Annotated in this window: 16 protein-coding genes; 8 read left to right on the forward strand and 8 right to left on the reverse strand. The window is 55.7% G+C overall.

Annotated features, from left to right (window positions below; translation table 11 throughout):
- The first annotated feature begins 52 nt into the window (after positions 1-52).
- From purM to IEW52_RS00550, 3 genes are all read left to right on the forward strand, one after another.
- On the forward strand, positions 53-1,090 hold the full coding sequence (gene purM, locus IEW52_RS00540; RefSeq protein ID WP_188628130.1) for a phosphoribosylformylglycinamidine cyclo-ligase: 1,038 nt from the start codon (positions 53-55) through the stop codon (positions 1,088-1,090).
- Complete coding sequence (purN, locus tag IEW52_RS00545; protein WP_188628131.1) at positions 1,087-1,725, forward strand: phosphoribosylglycinamide formyltransferase; 639 nt, start codon at positions 1,087-1,089, stop codon at positions 1,723-1,725. Before purM ends, purN begins: the two co-directional genes overlap by 4 nt.
- Positions 1,726-1,812: 87 nt before the next feature.
- Positions 1,813-3,015, forward strand: coding sequence for an MFS transporter (locus IEW52_RS00550; protein WP_188628132.1), 1,203 nt, complete (start codon positions 1,813-1,815; stop codon positions 3,013-3,015).
- A gap of 54 nt (positions 3,016-3,069) precedes the next feature.
- Here IEW52_RS00550 and IEW52_RS00555 read toward each other — a convergent pair whose 3' ends face one another.
- Together IEW52_RS00555 and lpcA are read right to left on the reverse strand one after the other, a co-directional pair.
- On the reverse strand, positions 3,070-3,849 hold the full coding sequence (locus IEW52_RS00555; RefSeq protein WP_188628133.1) for a class II glutamine amidotransferase: 780 nt from the start codon (positions 3,847-3,849) through the stop codon (positions 3,070-3,072).
- Between the two features lie 5 nt (positions 3,850-3,854).
- Complete coding sequence (gene lpcA / locus IEW52_RS00560) at positions 3,855-4,436, reverse strand: D-sedoheptulose 7-phosphate isomerase (RefSeq protein WP_188628134.1); 582 nt, start codon at positions 4,434-4,436, stop codon at positions 3,855-3,857.
- A 253-nt stretch (positions 4,437-4,689) separates the two neighbouring features.
- Between lpcA and fadE the strand changes: the two genes are divergently transcribed.
- Positions 4,690-7,122 (forward strand): acyl-CoA dehydrogenase FadE, encoded by a 2,433-nt coding sequence (gene fadE, locus IEW52_RS00565; RefSeq protein ID WP_188628135.1) that lies wholly within the window; start codon positions 4,690-4,692, stop codon positions 7,120-7,122.
- A 576-nt stretch (positions 7,123-7,698) separates the two neighbouring features.
- Here fadE and kdsA read toward each other — a convergent pair.
- From kdsA to hemA, 5 genes are read right to left on the reverse strand one after another with little or no spacing between them, the layout of a single operon-like run.
- Positions 7,699-8,547 (reverse strand): 3-deoxy-8-phosphooctulonate synthase, encoded by an 849-nt coding sequence (gene kdsA / locus IEW52_RS00570; RefSeq protein WP_188628136.1) that lies wholly within the window; start codon positions 8,545-8,547, stop codon positions 7,699-7,701.
- Positions 8,548-8,555: 8 nt separating this feature from the next.
- The gene (locus tag IEW52_RS00575) at positions 8,556-9,413 is read right to left on the reverse strand and encodes a SirB1 family protein (RefSeq protein ID WP_188628137.1); all 858 of its coding nucleotides are present in this window, start codon (positions 9,411-9,413) and stop codon (positions 8,556-8,558) included.
- Positions 9,391-10,248: a peptide chain release factor N(5)-glutamine methyltransferase gene (gene prmC, locus IEW52_RS00580; protein ID WP_188628138.1), complete on the reverse strand. Its 858-nt coding sequence runs from the start codon at positions 10,246-10,248 to the stop codon at positions 9,391-9,393. Before prmC ends, IEW52_RS00575 begins: the two co-directional genes overlap by 23 nt.
- A complete protein-coding gene (gene prfA, locus IEW52_RS00585; RefSeq protein ID WP_188628139.1) occupies positions 10,248-11,333 on the reverse strand; it encodes a peptide chain release factor 1 in 1,086 nt (361 codons plus the stop codon). The genes prmC and prfA overlap by 1 nt, the downstream gene beginning before the upstream one ends.
- 23 nt (positions 11,334-11,356) lie before the next feature.
- Positions 11,357-12,616 (reverse strand): glutamyl-tRNA reductase, encoded by a 1,260-nt coding sequence (gene hemA / locus IEW52_RS00590; RefSeq protein WP_188628140.1) that lies wholly within the window; start codon positions 12,614-12,616, stop codon positions 11,357-11,359.
- Positions 12,617-12,737: 121 nt separating this feature from the next.
- Here hemA and lolB point away from each other — a divergent pair, with 121 nt between their 5' ends.
- From lolB to IEW52_RS00605, 3 genes are all read left to right on the forward strand, one after another.
- Positions 12,738-13,313 (forward strand): lipoprotein insertase outer membrane protein LolB, encoded by a 576-nt coding sequence (gene lolB / locus IEW52_RS00595; protein WP_188628141.1) that lies wholly within the window; start codon positions 12,738-12,740, stop codon positions 13,311-13,313.
- Entirely contained in the window at positions 13,313-14,182 is an 870-nt protein-coding gene (gene ispE, locus IEW52_RS00600) for a 4-(cytidine 5'-diphospho)-2-C-methyl-D-erythritol kinase (RefSeq protein ID WP_229667725.1), read from the forward strand. The genes lolB and ispE overlap by 1 nt, the downstream gene beginning before the upstream one ends.
- Positions 14,183-14,443: 261 nt before the next feature.
- Positions 14,444-15,391: a ribose-phosphate pyrophosphokinase gene (locus tag IEW52_RS00605; RefSeq protein WP_188628142.1), complete on the forward strand. Its 948-nt coding sequence runs from the start codon at positions 14,444-14,446 to the stop codon at positions 15,389-15,391.
- Positions 15,392-16,077: 686 nt separating this feature from the next.
- Here IEW52_RS00605 and IEW52_RS00610 read toward each other — a convergent pair.
- Positions 16,078-16,806, reverse strand: coding sequence for a sulfite exporter TauE/SafE family protein (locus IEW52_RS00610; protein WP_188628143.1), 729 nt, complete (start codon positions 16,804-16,806; stop codon positions 16,078-16,080).
- Positions 16,807-16,967: 161 nt separating this feature from the next.
- On the opposite strand from IEW52_RS00610, the gene pth reads away from it, so the two are divergent.
- Positions 16,968-17,564, forward strand: coding sequence for an aminoacyl-tRNA hydrolase (gene pth / locus IEW52_RS00615; RefSeq protein ID WP_188628144.1), 597 nt, complete (start codon positions 16,968-16,970; stop codon positions 17,562-17,564).
- Positions 17,565-17,572 lie beyond the last annotated feature (8 nt).

Below are 17,572 nucleotides of genomic sequence, written 5' to 3' on the forward strand. Positions count from 1 at the left end.
GAGACTGTTTGGTGCTTAACCCGCTCCTAAAACAATGACAAGGTAACCACTCGTGACGCAGAAAAATCCCCTGAGCTACAAAGACGCCGGTGTTGATATTGATGCTGGTAATGCCCTGGTTGAACGCATAAAAGGCGTTAGCCGTCGCACACAACGCCCAGAAGTAATGGGCGGACTCGGGGGCTTTGGCGCATTGTGCCAGCTACCCACTGGCTATAAAGAACCGGTACTGGTCGCCGGCACCGATGGTGTGGGTACCAAGCTGCGTCTGGCCATCGACCTTAAACGCCACCAGGGCGTAGGTATCGATCTGGTCGCCATGTGCGTAAACGACCTGATTGTTCAGGGCGGCGAGCCACTGTTCTTCCTCGATTATTACGCCACCGGCAAGCTGGACGTGGACACGGCTGCCGATGTGGTTACCGGCATAGGTGCGGGTTGTGAGCTTAGCGGCTGCGCCCTGATTGGCGGCGAAACCGCCGAAATGCCCGGCATGTATGAAGCCGGTGACTACGACCTGGCAGGATTTTGTGTTGGCGTAGTAGAGAAAAGCGGCATTATTGACGGCAGCAAAGTCGGCGCCGGTGATGCCTTGATCGCCCTGGGGTCAAGCGGCCCGCACTCTAACGGCTACTCGCTGATACGCAAGATCCTGGAAGTCAGCAACGCCGACCTGCAGCAGCCGCTGGGTGATACTACCCTGGCCGATGCGCTGATGGAACCGACCCGCATTTATGTAAAACCTGTGCTGGAGCTGATCAAGCAGTTTGACATTCATGCCCTGAGCCACATTACCGGCGGCGGTTTCTGGGAAAATATTCCCCGCGTGCTGCCCAAGGGCGCCAAAGCCGTGATTGACGGCGCCAGCTGGCAGTGGCCGCAAGTATTCAACTGGCTGCAAACTGCCGGCAACGTGGACACCACAGAAATGTATCGCACCTTCAACTGTGGTGTTGGTATGGTTATCGCCCTGCCTGCCGACCAGGCCGATGCGGCCGTCAAGTTCATGCAAGACGCCGGCGAGCAATGCTGGGTGATTGGCAACATTGATAATGCCGTTGGCGACGAAGAGCAGGTTGAAATTAAATGACCCGCATCGTGGTGCTGATTTCCGGCAATGGCAGCAATTTGCAGGCCTTGCTGGATCAGTCTGAAGCTGGACAGCTGGGCGGCCAGATAGCTGCGGTGATCAGCAACAAAGCCGATGCCTATGGTTTGCAGCGTGCCCGCGATGCGGGCATTGCCACCCAGGTGGTATCGAACCAGGATTATAGCGATCGCGCCGGTTTTGATGCCGCCCTGATGCAGGTCATTGATCGCTATCAGCCCAGCCTGGTGGTGCTGGCCGGATTCATGCGTATTTTAACGCCGGAGTTTGTACGCCATTATCAGGGTCGCATGCTGAATATTCATCCATCCTTGCTGCCCCGTTACCAGGGCCTGCATACCCATCAGAAAGCCATTGATGCAGGTGATAAAGAGCATGGCTGCAGCGTGCACTTTGTCACCGAAGAGCTGGACGGCGGACCGGTCGTGCTACAGGCGCGAGTGCCGATTTTTGCCGATGATGACGCTTCAACGGTGGCCGAACGAGTACAGGTGCAGGAACATGCCATTTACCCGTTAACGGTACGCTGGTTTTGCGATGGCCGTTTGGTGATGCAACAGGGCCAGGTCTATCTGGACGGCGCCTTGCTGCCCGCCCAGGGCCACGCCGAAGAGTAACCTTCTTTTGCCAGTGAAAAACGCGCTTATGGCGACATAAGCGCGTTTTTTGTTGCGTAAATACAAGCGGAGCCTATAAGGATTGTTATGACAACAGATATAACCTCGGCATTCAGTCAGGTTAACAGAGTCGCCATTCTGGTGGTGTTGGCTCTCGGTACCTTTATTCTGGGGCTGGCCGAATTTTCAATGATGCCGATGCTCCCGCTGATCAGCGACACCTTTAATACCACACCGTCACAAAGTGGATATGCCATTAGCGCCTATGCCATAGGTGTGGTCGTCGGTGCCCCGATTTTAATGCTGGCCACCGCAAACATTAAAAAACGCACCGCGCTGCTGATCTTTTTAAGCATGATGTGCATTGCAAACAGTTTAAGTGCCTTCGCAACGTCACTGGAACAACTGGTGCTATTCCGGTTTTTAAGCGGCCTGCCCCACGGTGCTTATTTTGGGGCGGCGATTTTACTGGCTTCCGATATCGCGCCTGCCGGAAAACGCGCCAGCTTTATGTCGAAGGTCTTTATGGGGTTAACCATTGCCACCATTGTTGGCGTGCCCATAGTGACGCTGGTCGGGCAATACCTTAGCTGGCGTTATTGTCTGGCTGGAGCCGGTGCCTTGGCCTTCATTGCCTTTATCTGCGTTTATAACACCGTTCCCAGCGTTAAAAATGCCCAGCCATCGAATTTACTCAATGAGTTCGGCGTGCTGAAAAACAAGCTGATCTGGTCCATTCTCGGGATCGTCATTATCGGTTTTGGTGGGGTATTCTGCCTTTATACCTACATTGCCGACACCATTCTGGTCACCACCAAAACCCCGGCCTACACCATTTCCATTGCCATGGTGATGTTTGGCATCGGCTCGACGCTGGGCAATTATGTGCTGGGTAAAGCTGCCGATAAGTCGGCCATTAAAACCACCGGCCTGGTACTGGTGGGGGCCATTATATTTTCACTGGCCTATGTTACGGCGAGTCATCATATCTGGCTTTTGTATGGGGTGATCTTTTTTATCGGCTGCAGTATCGGTTTGGCCACCCTGATCCAGACATTGCTGATGGATGTATCGCCCGATGGCCACGCCATGATTGGCGCCCTGGTGCAATGTGCCTTTAATATTGCCAATGCCATTGGCCCCTGGGTCGGTGGCATCGCGATTGCACAGGGGGCTGCGCCCCATCAAACCGGCTATGTGGCTGCAGTGTTATTTAGCGGTGGCTTGATGATGTGGCTGCTCAGTTACGTGCAAATCACCAGGAAACAGCCGGTGCCTGAGGCTTGTTAACCTGAAACGGCGCTGCCTGGCAGCGCCGTTGTTGTTGAACGGTAACGCATGCCATCACAGATCGGTGGCGGCAATCCGTTCACCCAGAAGAAAGAGGTTGAACTCGCCGGGTTGCATCTTGTGCCATTGCTCGTTGTTGGTGAGCGGCTGGGTAGCAATGACGGTAACGATATCGTTGGGCGTGGTTTCTTTCTGAAAATCGATCTCCACTTCTTCATCGATCAGTCTTGCCGGCCCAAAGGGCGCACGGCGGGTGATCCAGTGCAGATTGTTGGTGCAATAGGTCATCAGATATTCGCCATCGGTGAGCAGCATATTGAATACCCCCAGAGCGCGTAGCTGATCGCACAGGCTGGCGACATAGCGAAACATGGCCGACATGTCATCGGGTTTGGTGGGAAACTGACGCTCCATGGCATCCAGAATCCAGCAAAACGCCAGCTCGCTGTCGGTTTCGCCCACCGGATTATGACGCCCGGTTTTCAGATGGTCGTACCCGCTCAGCTGGCCATTGTGGGCAAAGGTCCAGTAACGGCCCCATAGCTCCCGGGTAAAAGGGTGGGTATTTTCCAGCGCAATACCGCCACGATTGGCCTGGCGAATATGACTAATCACCGAGCAGCTTTTAATGGGATATTCCTGCACCAGTTTGGCAATGCGCGACTGACTGGAAGGCTGCGGATCCTTGAAGGTGCGCAGTCCCTTGCCTTCGTAAAATACGATACCCCAGCCGTCTTTATGAGGGCCGGTACGGCCTCCGCGCTGCATCAGCCCGGTAAAGCTGAAACAGATATCCGTGGGTACATTGGCGCTCATCCCTAGCAATTCACACATATCGCTTACTCTTGCTCCATTTCTTTTTCGACCAGCTGGATCAGAATATGGATGATCTTGATATGCACTTCCTGAATTCGATCTGCATAGCCAAAGTGGGGGACGCGAATTTCTACATCGGCCAGGCCGGCCATTTTTCCGCCATCTTTACCGGTCAGGGCAATCACCTTGATGCCTTTGGCCTTGGCCGCTTCAATGGCCTTGATAATATTGCCCGAGTTACCACTGGTTGACAGTCCAAACAACACATCACCGGGCTGCCCTACCGCCTCCAGATAGCGGGAAAACACAAATTCAAAGCCAAAGTCGTTGGCCACGCAAGACAAATGGCTGGGATCGGAAATGGCAATGGCCGGATAGCCGGGACGATTTTCCCGATAACGACCGGTGAGTTCTTCGGCAAAATGCATGGCATCGCAATGAGAACCGCCATTACCACAAGACAACACCTTGCCACCCGCCTTGAAGCGCTCGGCCAGTAATTTGGCCGCTTGTTCGATGGCCTGAATATTGGCGTCGTCGGCCAGGAAGCGATTAAGCACGTCGGCGGCTTCTGTCAGTTCGCTACGGATCAGATCCTGATACATGAAATTGCCTCTCACTCACGATAAACCGACATTTTGGCATAGATTGTATCAAGCGCCTAGCGCCCGGCGCCAAGCACCAAGCTCAAGACAGACACCGTTTTTTATTTAGCTGGGCGCCGGGCGCTTGGTGATGGGCGCTTATTTTACTTCTTGATCACTTGATTTAAACATTTGCATCAATTACAACTAGGCCATCAACAGGTCTGACCTCAGATTTCTGTTTATACCCGCTGATGCCGACAAGGAGTTCTTGATGATGACCATTCTGCTACTCGTGCTTGCCTGGGGAGTGCTGGCGTATCGCCGCACATCGCTGCGCAGCTTTACCCTGGCAACCACCGCGGTGCTGGTGTTGGGTACCCTCTTCGGAGAGGTTGGCCCCCTCTGCTGGCTGGTATTTGCGGTGCTGGCGGCCGTGTTGAATCTTGCGCCGCTGCGTACCCAGCTGCTGAGTGCTCCCATGTTCAAGGTGTATAAAGGGTTGATGCCGGAGATGTCGTCCACCGAGCGCGAAGCCATCGAAGCCGGTACTACCTGGTGGGAAGCCGAGCTGTTTGGCGGCAAGCCCAACTGGCAAACGCTGCATCAGTATCCCAAACCACAGCTGAGTGCCGAAGAGCAGGCCTTTATGGAGGGTCCGGTGGCCGAAGTGTGTCGCATGACCAACGATTGGGAAGTGACCCACGAGCGGGCCGACCTGTCGCCCGAGGTGTGGGACTACCTTAAACAGCACAAATTTTTTGCCATGATCATCAAAAAGCAGTATGGCGGTCTGGAGTTCTCGGCCTTCGCCCAGTCGCGGGTATTGCAAAAACTGTGCAGCACCAGTGCGGTGCTGGCCTCCACCGTGGGTGTGCCCAACTCGCTGGGCCCGGGGGAACTGCTGCAGCATTACGGCACTGAAGAACAGAAAGATCATTACCTGCCCCGCCTAGCCGCCGGCGACGAGATCCCCTGCTTTGCCCTGACCGGACCCGAAGCCGGATCCGATGCCGGCGCCATTCCCGATCTGGGCATCGTCTGCATGGGCGACTGGCAAGGCAAGCAGGTACTGGGTATGCGCCTGACCTGGAACAAACGCTATATCACCCTGGCGCCCATCGCCACCGTGCTGGGCCTGGCGTTTAAACTGCAAGACCCGGATGCTTTACTGGGCGACCAACCCAACCTCGGCATTACCTGTGCCTTGATCCCTACCGACATGCCGGGCGTCACCATAGGCCGGCGTCACTTTCCGCTGAACGTGCCGTTTCAAAACGGGCCGACCCAGGGCAAAGACGTGTTTGTGCCTATCGACTTTATTATTGGTGGCCCTGCCATGGCCGGCCAGGGCTGGCGCATGCTGACCGAGTGCCTGTCGGTGGGGCGCGGCATTACCCTGCCCTCGACCGGTACCGCAGGCACTCGTGTTTCCGCACTGGCCTCGGGCGCCTACAGCCGTATTCGCCGGCAGTTCCGCATCCCGATTGGCAAGATGGAAGGCATTGAAGAACCACTGGCACGACTGGGCGGCAATGCCTATCTATCCGATGCGGCCAGCATGTTGACCGTAACCGGCATCGATTTGGGCGAGAAACCCTCGGTGATTTCCGCCATCGTCAAATATCATCTCACTCACCGCAGCCAGCACAGCCTGATCGACGCCATGGATATTCACGGTGGCAAAGGCATTTGCATGGGGCCCAACAATTATCTGGCGCGGGGTTATCAGGGTGCCCCCATCGCCATTACGGTAGAAGGCGCCAACATACTCACTCGCTGCATGATCATTTATGGTCAGGGCGCCATTCGCTGCCACCCTTATGTGCTGAGTGAAATGCTGTCGGTACAGGAGCCGGATGCGCAAAAGGCACTGGGACAGTTTGATAATGCCGTGTTTGGCCATATCGGTTTTGCCATCAGTAATACGGTGCGCAGCTTCTGGTTGGGCCTAACCCATGCCCGCTTCAGTAGCACACCAGTGAGTGACGCCACCGCGCCCTACTATCGTCAGATGAATCGCCTGAGTGCCAATCTGAGTCTGCTGTCCGATGTGGCCATGGCCACCCTGGGTGGCGAGCTGAAGCGTAAAGAGCGCTTGTCGGCACGACTGGGCGATGTGCTCAGCCAGCTGTATCTGGTGTCGGCCACCTTGAAGCGCTTTAACGACGACGGCCGCCCCGCCGAGCTATTGCCCTTAGTGCACTGGGCCTGTCAGGACGGCTTGTATCAGGCACAAACTGCGGTGATTGAGCTGCTGGAAAACTTCCCCTCCCCCATGCTGGGCAAGCTGTTGCACGCCCTGGTAATGCCCTGGGGTGCCTCGCTGACTCGCCCTTCGGACAGGCTGGATCATAAAGTGGCACAGGCGCTGCAAACCCCCGGCCCGGCACGGGATGCGCTGGCCGAAGGGCTGTATTTAACCGCCGAAGAAGGCAATCCGCTGGGCATGCTGGAGCAGGCCTTTGCCGATATCCAACAGGCTGAGCCCATCTTCAACAAGATTGTTGAAATATTGGGGCGTCGTCCCTTCACCGGCCTGGACGCTCTGGCCAGAGAAGCCCTGAGTGCCGACATTATCAACAAAGAGGAAGTCAGCATTCTGGAGCAGGCAGAAGTCAGTCGCCTACGTACCATCAACGTGGATGACTTCGATCCAATGGACCTGCCGGCGAAGAAAACCGGAAGCAGTAAGCCTGTCACTTAGTCACAACTATTTGTTGATATAGTGTGGATTGTCAGGCAGAGGGTACTACTCCTCCGACTCGCCGTAAACCCATCCTTGGGGGCTCAAACCGCGCCATCCCTGGCGCGGATGGTCGGCGGAGCAGACACCCTCTGCCTTCCCATTGACACCGGTGCCGTCGGTCAGTGATGCTCACAGACGACTCGGTGTCTAAAAAGAGGCGGCTGGGATAGCCTCAGCCGACCATCACATGACAGGTCAGCAAAGGCTCCTGCAATGCTGACACTCCCGCCATCCTTGGCGGTCGGACGTCATGTGCTGAGCGTGCAGGGGGCGAGCTCGCCTCGCCGAGACGAATTATTTCAGCCTGACCGAACATCCAGTGAATGTTCGCAGTGGGCTGAAATGATGAGTGTCCTTACTAAAGCGTGTCGGAGGAGGGTACCCAGTTGCCTCTGGGCATTAATTCACTGGCTAGCGACTTATGACTAAGAGACAGGTTGAAAGCAGGAAGAAGAAAAAACAACACCCCGAGCCTGAATGCAGGCTCGGGGTGTTGTTTTAGCTGGGCGCCTGGCGCTGAAGGCTCGGCGCTACTTAGTTCGAGGTATCCAGTACGGCAAAGCTTTTCACCAGATCGTCCAGTGCTTTCAGCTGGGCCAGAAACGACTCCAGCTTGGTCAGCGGCAAGGCGCTGGGGCCGTCGCACTTGGCGTTGGCCGGATCCGGGTGGGCTTCCAGAAAAATGCCGCCCAGACCGGTGGCCAGACCGGCACGGGCCAGATCGACAATTTGCTCGCGGCGACCACCCGAGGCTTCGCCCAGCGGATCGCGACACTGCAGCGCATGGGTCACATCAAAAATAATCGGCGCCCCAGCGGTGGCTTTTTTCATCACACCAAAGCCCAGCATGTCGACCACCAGGTTGTCGTAACCGAAGTTGGCCCCGCGCTCGCACAGCAGCAATTGATCGTTGCCACATTCGATGAACTTGTCGACGATGTTTTTCATTTGCCCCGGGCTTAAAAACTGCGGCTTTTTGATGTTGATCACCCGACCTGTCTTGGCCATGGCTTCGACCAGATCGGTTTGCCGTGCCAGAAAGGCCGGCAACTGGATCACATCCGCCACTTCGGCTACGGGCGCGGCCTGGTGCGGCTCGTGCAAGTCGGTGATGACGGGCACCTTGAAGGTGTCTTTCACTTCCTGCAGCAGCTTCATGCCCTCTTCCAACCCAGGGCCACGATAAGAGTGGATGGACGAGCGATTGGCTTTGTCCCAGCTGGCCTTGAACACATAGGGGATGCCGAGTTTCTCGGTCACCTTGACGTAATGCTCGCAGGCACGCATGGCCAGATCGCGCGACTCCAGCACGTTGATACCGCCAAACAACACGAAAGGCTTGTCGTTGGCAACGGGAATATGATTGATATGAACGGTTTTCATCGCTACTCCTAGTGGAGGGTTTGGGGGACCAGATCCAGGGCCAGAACTTGGGCTTTAAGCACGTCGGATACGGGATCTTCCGGGCATTGCTCAATAAAAAATTCAAAATCGTCGGCGGCCAGCTGGTTGCAATCGAGCTGTTCATACAAAAAGCCGCGATCACGCCGTTCAAAAGGACATTCCGGCTTGAGTACAAGCAACAGCTGGCTGCAGATCAATGCCTGATCAAACTGCTGATGATGAATAAAGGAGGCCTTGGTAACATTCAGCAGTCGCGTCAACACCTCGAGCGGCTCGGCCGGCTGCAAATGCTTGGGCTTGAGTTTGGCCAGGTTTCCTCTGGCGCCACGCAACAATTGCTCGATTTCGTGGCGAGTCAGCACTTTTCCGGTGAAAGGGTCGATAATATCCTGGCTTGCGGATGTACTCTGGTCCTGTTTCTGGTCAGTGGCCTGATCGTTAAACAGGCGCAATAAAAAGTGACCGGGAAAACCGATGCCTTCAGCGCGAACACCGAACCGCTCGCACAGGTGAAGCACCACAATCGCCAGGGTTACCGGAATACCCCGGAGACGAATCAGCACCTTGTCCATCAGGCAGTTTTCGATGGCGAAAAAACGCTCCCAGTCTCCAGCCAGACCCAGAGGGCCGTACAAGGCTGCCAGCACATCACTGCCGGAAACCGGCCCCGACGCCAGCTGCTCGCCAAGGTGCTCCGCCAGTTCCTGCTCCAGGGCAAACAGACTGACTTCGGCCTGATCGCGGATTTCCAGCCCATAGAGGCTTTCGACCACGTCCAGTGCCAGCGTCATCAAGCTGAGAGGTTCATCACTCAGCCAGCGATCACTGATGTTTGTTTTCAGCATTGTGCCTCCCGGGCCACTGTGCCAGCGTAATACGTTCTTGCCCGCCATAATCACGCAGCGTGCTGACTTGTTGATAACCCTGCCCGGTAAAATAATCGCGTACCAGGGCGCCCTGCTGCCAGCCATGTTCGAGCAGTAGCCAACCATTGGCCAGCAGGTGAGAAGGTGCCTGGGTAATGATGTGCTGCAAATCGGCCATGCCGCCAGCGTCGGCAACCAGGGCTGAAGCAGGCTCGAAGCGTACATCACCGGAGTGTAAATGGGGATCGGCGGCGTCGATATAGGGCGGGTTGGATAAAATCATGTTGAAACACTGGCCGGCCAGGGGCTCGAACCAGCTGCCCTGACGAATATCTATGTCGAGCTGCAAGCGTTCGCTGTTATGACGCGCCAGGGCCGCCGCATTGGCATTGAATTCAACGGCTATCACGGTATCTTGCGGGCGTTCACTTTTCATCGATAACGCGATGGCACCGGTGCCGGTCCCCAGATCGGCCAGGGTGGCTGCCGATAACGGCAAACGAGCCAGTGCGGCTTCAATCATCAATTCGGTGTCAGGCCGGGGGATCAGGGTATCCGGTGATACCGCCAGCATCAAAGACCAGAACTCCCGTTCGCCGGTAAGATGCGCCACCGGCTCTCCGGTTCGGCGGCGAGCCGTCAGGGCCGTTAACCGGGCCTGATCGGCCTCGGTGGGAAGATATTCCGGCCAGGACAGCAGAAAGCTGCGAGGCTTGTCCAGCACATGGCACAGCAATACGTCGACATCCAGCGCCACGGATTCCGAGTCTGCCAGCTGTTCACGCATCCATTGTCGCCACTGTGCCAGGGTCATCAATGATCCGCCAGTGCGGCCAGCAAGTCGGCCTGATGTTCTTGCAAGATAGGCTGGGTCAACATGTCGAGCTCGCCTTCCAGTACTTCATTCAGGCGATAAAGTGTCAGGTTGATGCGGTGATCCGACACTCGTCCCTGGGGGTAGTTATAGGTACGAATTCGGTCGGATCTATCCCCTGTCCCCAGCAGGTTACGGCGCGTGTCCTGCTCTTCGGCATGGCGCTTGTCATGCTCGATTTGTGCCAGACGTGAATTCAGGACGGCCATCGCCTTGGCCCGGTTTTTATGCTGCGAGCGTTCGTCCTGACATTCCACCACCACGCCACTGGGCAAGTGAGTAATACGAATGGCCGAGTCGGTCTTGTTGACGTGCTGGCCACCGGCGCCCGAGGCACGAAAGGTATCTACTTTAAGGTCGGCCGGATTGATGGCAATAGCTTCGGCTTCGGGAATTTCCGGCATCACGGCCACGGTGCATGCCGAGGTGTGAATGCGCCCCTGGGATTCGGTTTCCGGTACCCGCTGTACGCGGTGCCCGCCCGACTCGAACTTGAGCTTGCCGTAGACGCCCTTGCCTTCGATGCGGGCAATCAGCTCTTTATAGCCGCCGTGCTCACCTTCGTTGACGTTGATGATTTCTATTTGCCAACGCTGTTGCTCGGCATAACGGCTGTACATGCGAAACAGGTCACCGGCAAAAATAGCGGCTTCATCGCCACCGGCGCCGGCCCTGATTTCCAGAAAGCAGTTGTTATCGTCGTTGGGGTCTTTGGGTAGCAGCAGAATTTGCAGCTCGACGCCGAGGGCTGTGATGGTTTCTTTGGCGGCGTCAATTTCTTCTTGTGCCATGGCCTTCATGTCGGCATCGTCTTCGGCCAGCATTTCCTGGGCTGATGCCAGATCGGCTTCGGCCTGGCAGTAGCGACCATAGCAGCCCACCACGTCTTCCAGCTGGGCATATTCTTTGGTCAGGGCCCGGTATTGATCCTGGTTATTGATGACGGATGCTTCACCCAGTAGCGCCTGAATTTCTTCATAGCGCTCCTGCAGACCTTCCAGTTTCTTTAATATGGATATGTTCATGATGTCTCGCCGCTGTGGCTCAATCAGCGCTGGCCCAGTTTTAGGTTATGGGCTAATACGGTCAGAATGTCCTGATCACCGTTTTTGCCTGCCTGGTTCAGCGCCTGAGTAGGAGTATGGATCAGTTTATTGGTAAGGCGCCGGGCCAGTCGCTGTATGATTTGCGCACTGTCTTTGCCCTGAGCCAGCGCCTGTAATGCCAGTGCCAGCTCTTGTTGTTGCAGCTGCTCGGCCTGACTGCGGTAGTCCTGGATCAGCTTGACCGACTCCAGCGAGCGGTACCAGGCCATGAAATGATCACGTTCCTCGACAATAATGAGCTCGGCCTGACCTGCCGCCTGCTGCCGATTCGCCATGTTCTGTTCGATAATGCCCTGCAGATCATCCACCGTATAAAGATAGGCGTCGTTCAGCTCGTCGACTTCCGGCTCTATGTCTCGCGGCACCGCAATGTCGACCAGCAGAATAGGCTGCTGACGCCGGGCTTTCAGCGCACGCTCGACCAGGCCTTTGCCAATAATGGGCAAGGGGCTGGCGGTGGAGCTGATGACGATGTCGGCCTTGGGCAGGTAATCGGGGATTTGCTCCAGCGTCATCACTTCGGCATTAAATTCCTGCGCCAGATTCTGCGCGCGCTCCAGTGTACGGTTGGCCACCATCATCTGGGTAACGGACTGATCTTTAAGATGGCGCGCCACCAGCTCTATGGTTTCGCCTGCCCCCACCAAGAGCACGCGGGTACGGCTTAAATCAGAAAAAATGCGCTTGGCCAGGCTGACCGCGGCAAAAGCCACCGACACGGCACTGGCACCGATGTCGGTTTCGGTGCGCACCCGCTTGGCCACGGAAAAGGTTTTTTGAAACAGACGGTCCAGGGTGCCTTTCAGGCTGCCTACCTTTTGCGACTGGTTATAGGCCAGCTTGATTTGCCCCAGAATCTGCGGTTCACCCAGTACCAGGGAGTCCAGGCCACAGGCCACGCGCATAAGGTGACGCACCGCTTCTTCGCCATGATATTGATAGAGGCAGCTGTTGAGATCGTTTTCATCCAACTGATGAAAATCCTGCAGCCATAATCGTACCAGGTGGCTGTCGCCTTCGGGCTCCAGATGACAATAGAGCTCGGTACGGTTGCAGGTAGACAGGATCACCGCTTCCCCCACGCCTGGGGTACGCATCAGCTCCTGCAGTGCCCTTGGGGCAACTTCAGGTCCAAATGCTACCCGCTCGCGCAGGGCGACGGAAGCTGTCTTATGATTAATTCCCAGTACCAGCAGGCTCATGAGGGTTTTGCGCGGCTCGTTACGTCTTTCAAGTAGCCGTACATTGTACGAGAAAGAGTAAGGCTTTAAAAGGCACCAAGCTTCCCCTTATACTGACAATAAATTTCAAGGGGAATAATGCGTGCGGATTATACTGGTTGTTTTCACCCTGTTATGGCTATCTGGCTGTGCCTACAAGGCCGAAAAAGCGCCCGCCGGCAGCTGGTTGGCACAAAAAAACGCGCTTGCGCAATTACAGCAATGGCAGCTGTCGGCCAGGCTGGGCATAATTACCAGCGATGAGCGTGGCAGCCTGAGTCTGTTCTGGCGACAAAATCGCAACGACTATCGCATGAACCTGACCAATGTGGTCGGCAAACGGGTATTCGATCTCAGCCGTCAGGGCCGCAGCGTGCAGTTAACCGACAGCGATGGCCAGCAGCATCAGGCGGCCGATGCCCGCGAGCTGGTGCAACGATTAACCGGCTGGGATTTGCCCGTGGAGCAATTGTCCTACTGGATCAAGGGCTTGCCCGGGGCCACGGATCAGGTGACCTATGACGAGCATGGTCGCCCCAGCACCATCAAGGCGCACGGCTGGGAATTGCGCTATTTAGGCTACACCCAGATTGAAGGCCTCTGGTTACCCAGTCGGCTGGATCTCAGCCATCAGGATACCAAATTACGACTGGCCATTAATCAATGGGAACTCAACTAATGATGGTGCTTCCGGCTCCGGCCAAGCTGAACCTGTTTTTATCGATTACCGGTCGGCGTGACGATGGCTACCATAGCCTGCAAACCCTGTTTCAGTTTGTGGATTATGGGGACTCGCTGAGTTTTGCTCCTGCCGCCGATGGCGAGCTGTTGCTCACGCCGGCGCTGGCTGGCGTGCCATGCGAGCAAAATTTGATTATAAAAGCGGCGCGCTTGCTACAGAGCAAGACTGGCAGCAACCAGGGCGCGCACATTCACCTGACCAAGCGCTTGCCCATGGGCGGCGGTTTGGGCGGTGGCTCCAGCGATGCAGCAACCACTCTGGTAGCGCTGAATCGATTATGGAAGCTGGGGCTTTCCACGGATCAACTGGCCGAGCTTGGCATTGCACTGGGCGCCGATGTGCCAGTATTTGTACGCGGCCAGGCCGCCTTTGCCGAAGGCGTGGGCGACATATTCACCCCAGCCTCACCTGCCGAGCCCTGGTATCTGGTACTGTGCCCTGCACTTGAGGTAGCCACGGCAGCTATTTTTAACGATCCGGATCTGCCCCGTAACAGCAAGACTTTAAGCCTGCAACAATGGCTGAACACTCCCTGGCACAACGATTGCGAGGCGCTGGTTAAAAAGCGATACCCCGAGGTTGCCAAGCTCCTTGGCTGGTTGTTAGAATACGCGCCGTCAAGAATGACGGGCACGGGTGCCTGTATATTCGCCAGTTTCAATAGCCGGGAAGCGGCAGAAAAAGTACTGGCGAAGGCCCCGCAAGGCGTATTGGGTTTTGTAGCCAAAGGCTGCAATCAATCGCCTTTATTCAGCGCACTAGCGCAGCTGGATACTATTGACTCGTCATCAAACACGGCAATTTGAGACAGTCATTTCAGAGAATGGGGGTGGGCCCGTTCTCGCTCTTGTTCCAAGAGTTAATTGGCTGCCAAGTGTACAGACTGGCTGATAAGGCGTAACGCCATCTTGCCGCTTGAGTCTTCCGATTCAACACCCGGTCTGATGCACTGTTATACTCTAATTTGATTTCCAAAACGGGCTGGATAGCGAATGTGTTTTCGTGATAACGGGTTCACGGCCCCGTCCAGTCTCGCCACCCATGAAACAACCCCGAGGTTTTCAACCGTGCCCGACATGAAGCTGTTTGCTGGTAATGCTACGCCGGAACTCGCCCAACGTATCGCCGATCGTCTGTTCATCAAACTGAGTGCTGCCGATGTAGGCCGTTTCAGTGACGGTGAGATCAGCGTACAAATCAACGAAAATGTACGGGGCGGCGATGTGTTCATCATCCAGTCTACCTGTGCACCAACCAACGATAACCTGATGGAATTGATCGTGATGGTGGACGCGTTGCGCCGAGCTTCTGCCGGTCGTATCACCGCCGTCATCCCCTACTTCGGTTACGCTCGCCAGGATCGTCGTGTACGTTCTTCCCGGGTGCCGATTACCGCCAAGGTAGTGGCTGATTTTCTGTCCAGCGTCGGTGTAGACCGTGTGCTGACCGTCGATTTGCATGCCGAGCAAATTCAGGGCTTCTTTGATGTACCGGTAGACAATGTATTTGGCACGCCTGTACTGCTCGAAGACATGCTGGCCAAGAATCTGCAGGATGCGGTTGTCGTATCTCCGGATATCGGTGGTGTAGTGCGCGCTCGTGCCGTGGCCAAGCTGCTGGATGAAACCGAAATTGCCATTATCGACAAGCGTCGCCCTCGCGCCAACGTGTCTCAGGTAATGAACCTGATCGGTGAAGTTGAAGGCCGTGACTGCGTGATTGTTGATGACATGATCGACACCGGCGGTACGCTGTGCAAAGCCGCAGAAGCACTGAAAGAGCGTGGCGCCAAGCGTGTATTCGCCTATGCGACTCACGCCGTGTTCTCTGGCAATGCTTATCAGAACATCAAAGACTCCGTGATTGATGAAGTGATCATCACCGACTCTGTGCCTTTGAGCGAAGAAATGAAATCCTTGAGCAAGGTGAAGCAACTGTCGCTGTCGCCCATGCTGGCAGAAGCCATTCGCCGCATCAGCAACGAAGAGTCCATCTCGGCCATGTTCGATTTGTAAGCACTGACAGCGTTAAGCTGAAAGTCAAAAAGCCCGCGAGTTCGCGGGCTTTTTTGTGGGCGGAATTTAAAACCGGGGACTGGGGACTGGGGACTGGGGACTGGGGACTGGGGACTGGGGACTGGGACATCATGCTCCGTTTTAGCGGGACTGCAATACTACAGGCAACTTGATTATACCAAACAGATTAAATAACTGATCTATTTGGTTGTTCTACAAAGGTCGGACAAAGTGCCCGCTCCCCCGACTCGCCGTGGATCCCTCCCTGGAGGCTCAGCCGCGCCATCCGTGGCGCGGATGGTCGGCTGAGCAGATCCCTTTGTCCTTCTTGATGCATCGGCGTTGACTGTTAGCGTCGTCTACAGACAACTCGATGCTCGAGAAGAGGCAACAGAGATCGACTACCACGACCGTGAAATGCCATGGACGGCATTTTCCGAGCCCTCAGGGGGCAGCTTGCTGCCTGCATCAAGTTTGGTGATGGACCAAACATCCAGTGAATGTTTGCAGCCATCGCCAAGCGTAGATGGCCTTAGCCCATGGCGTGTCGTGGAAGGCGACTGTGTTGCCTCTGAGCTCAGGTTTAAAAATGATCAGATCTTTATTCAAATTGGTATTAGTTCGGACTAAACCAGGATCTTCAGGCTCTTTACCAGTCCCAGCTCCCAACTCCCCAATCCCCGTTTTTATCCGTAAAATCGTACGAAATAATAGCCACTCAGGCCGATACCAAAGGCGACTATGCCCCAGGCCAGCAGCTTGGGCTTGATCCAGGTAAGGAGTCGGGCTCCCAACTTGCCGCCCACCAGGTACCCTACCGCCAACAGCACACCGCCCTGCCAATACACCAGACCAGACAGCGAATACACCACTATGGTGGCACCACTGGCCAGCATGGACAGGTAGAGCTTGATGGCATGCTGTTGCAAGTTGGAGCCCATGCGTAACTGACCGGTTAGCGCCATCAGCAATACGCCCAGACCACCGCCAAAGAAACCACCATAAAAGCTGCCACCGAGCAACAATGGCCAGCCGCGGCGCTCGAGAACCAGAGGCCCTTCAGATCCAGCCTTGCTTAATAACTGGCGGCCGTATAGCAGACTGACCGCCAGCAACAACCAGGGCACCAGATAGTTGAAATTGCTGGCATCAAACTGTACCAGAGCCAGGGCCCCCAAACCGCCACCCAGCAGCCCGATGACGGTCAAGCCCAGCAAGGGCCCGGCGCGCAGGTGTTTTCTGATCCCCCAGAATGCACTCAGGTAACCCGGCCACGAAGCGACACTGGCGGTAGCCACCGCCGAAGTACTGGGAATGCCCAGCGCAAGCAGCGCGGGCAAGGTAAAAAACAGACCGCCACCCGCCAGAGCGTTTACTATCCCGGCTAATAAAGACCACCCTAATAACTCAATCATCCAATACCTTTTATTAATTTACGCCTTATGCTTCACGCCTTGCGGCGTACGGCGCAGAACCACTCATTTTGCGCTATTATGCCGGTTTGGCTAGAGTAAGGTGGCCATTATTGCCGCTCTTAATTAGAATATGGCGTTATTTTTAATGGCCGACTCAGCATATGAACCCTATCGAACTGATTGTCGGGCTCGGTAATCCGGGCCCGGAATACGCCAATACCCGCCATAACGCAGGCGCCTGGTATGTGGCTGAACTTGCCCGCATGCACGGCAGCCCATTGAAAGAAGAAGCTAAATTCTTTGGTTGGACCAGCCGAGTACGCATTCAAGGGCGAGATGTTCGCCTGTTGATTCCCGCGACATTCATGAATCGTTCGGGCAAGGCAATTGCGGCCATGGCAAACTTTTACCAGATTGCACCCGAGTCTATTTTAATCGCACACGATGAGCTGGACCTGGCCCCCGGCACGGTTCGCTTCAAACAAGGCGGCGGCCACGGCGGCCATAATGGCCTGCGCGATGCCATTAGCTGCCTGGGCAACAACAAAGATTTTTATCGACTACGTATTGGCATTGGCCACCCGGGTCACAAGTCTCAGGTAGCCGGTTTTGTGCTGACCAAGGCGCCTGCCGCCGAGCACATATTGCTGGAAGCCGCCGTTGATGAAGCCGCGCGCTGCACCGATATTTTATTTAACGAAGGCATCAACAAGGCAATGAATCGCCTGCATGCCTTTAATGCCGACTCCACCAAGTAACTACTTTC

Source organism: Oceanisphaera marina (assembly GCF_014643915.1).
GTDB lineage: Bacteria > Pseudomonadota > Gammaproteobacteria > Enterobacterales > Aeromonadaceae > Oceanimonas > Oceanimonas marina.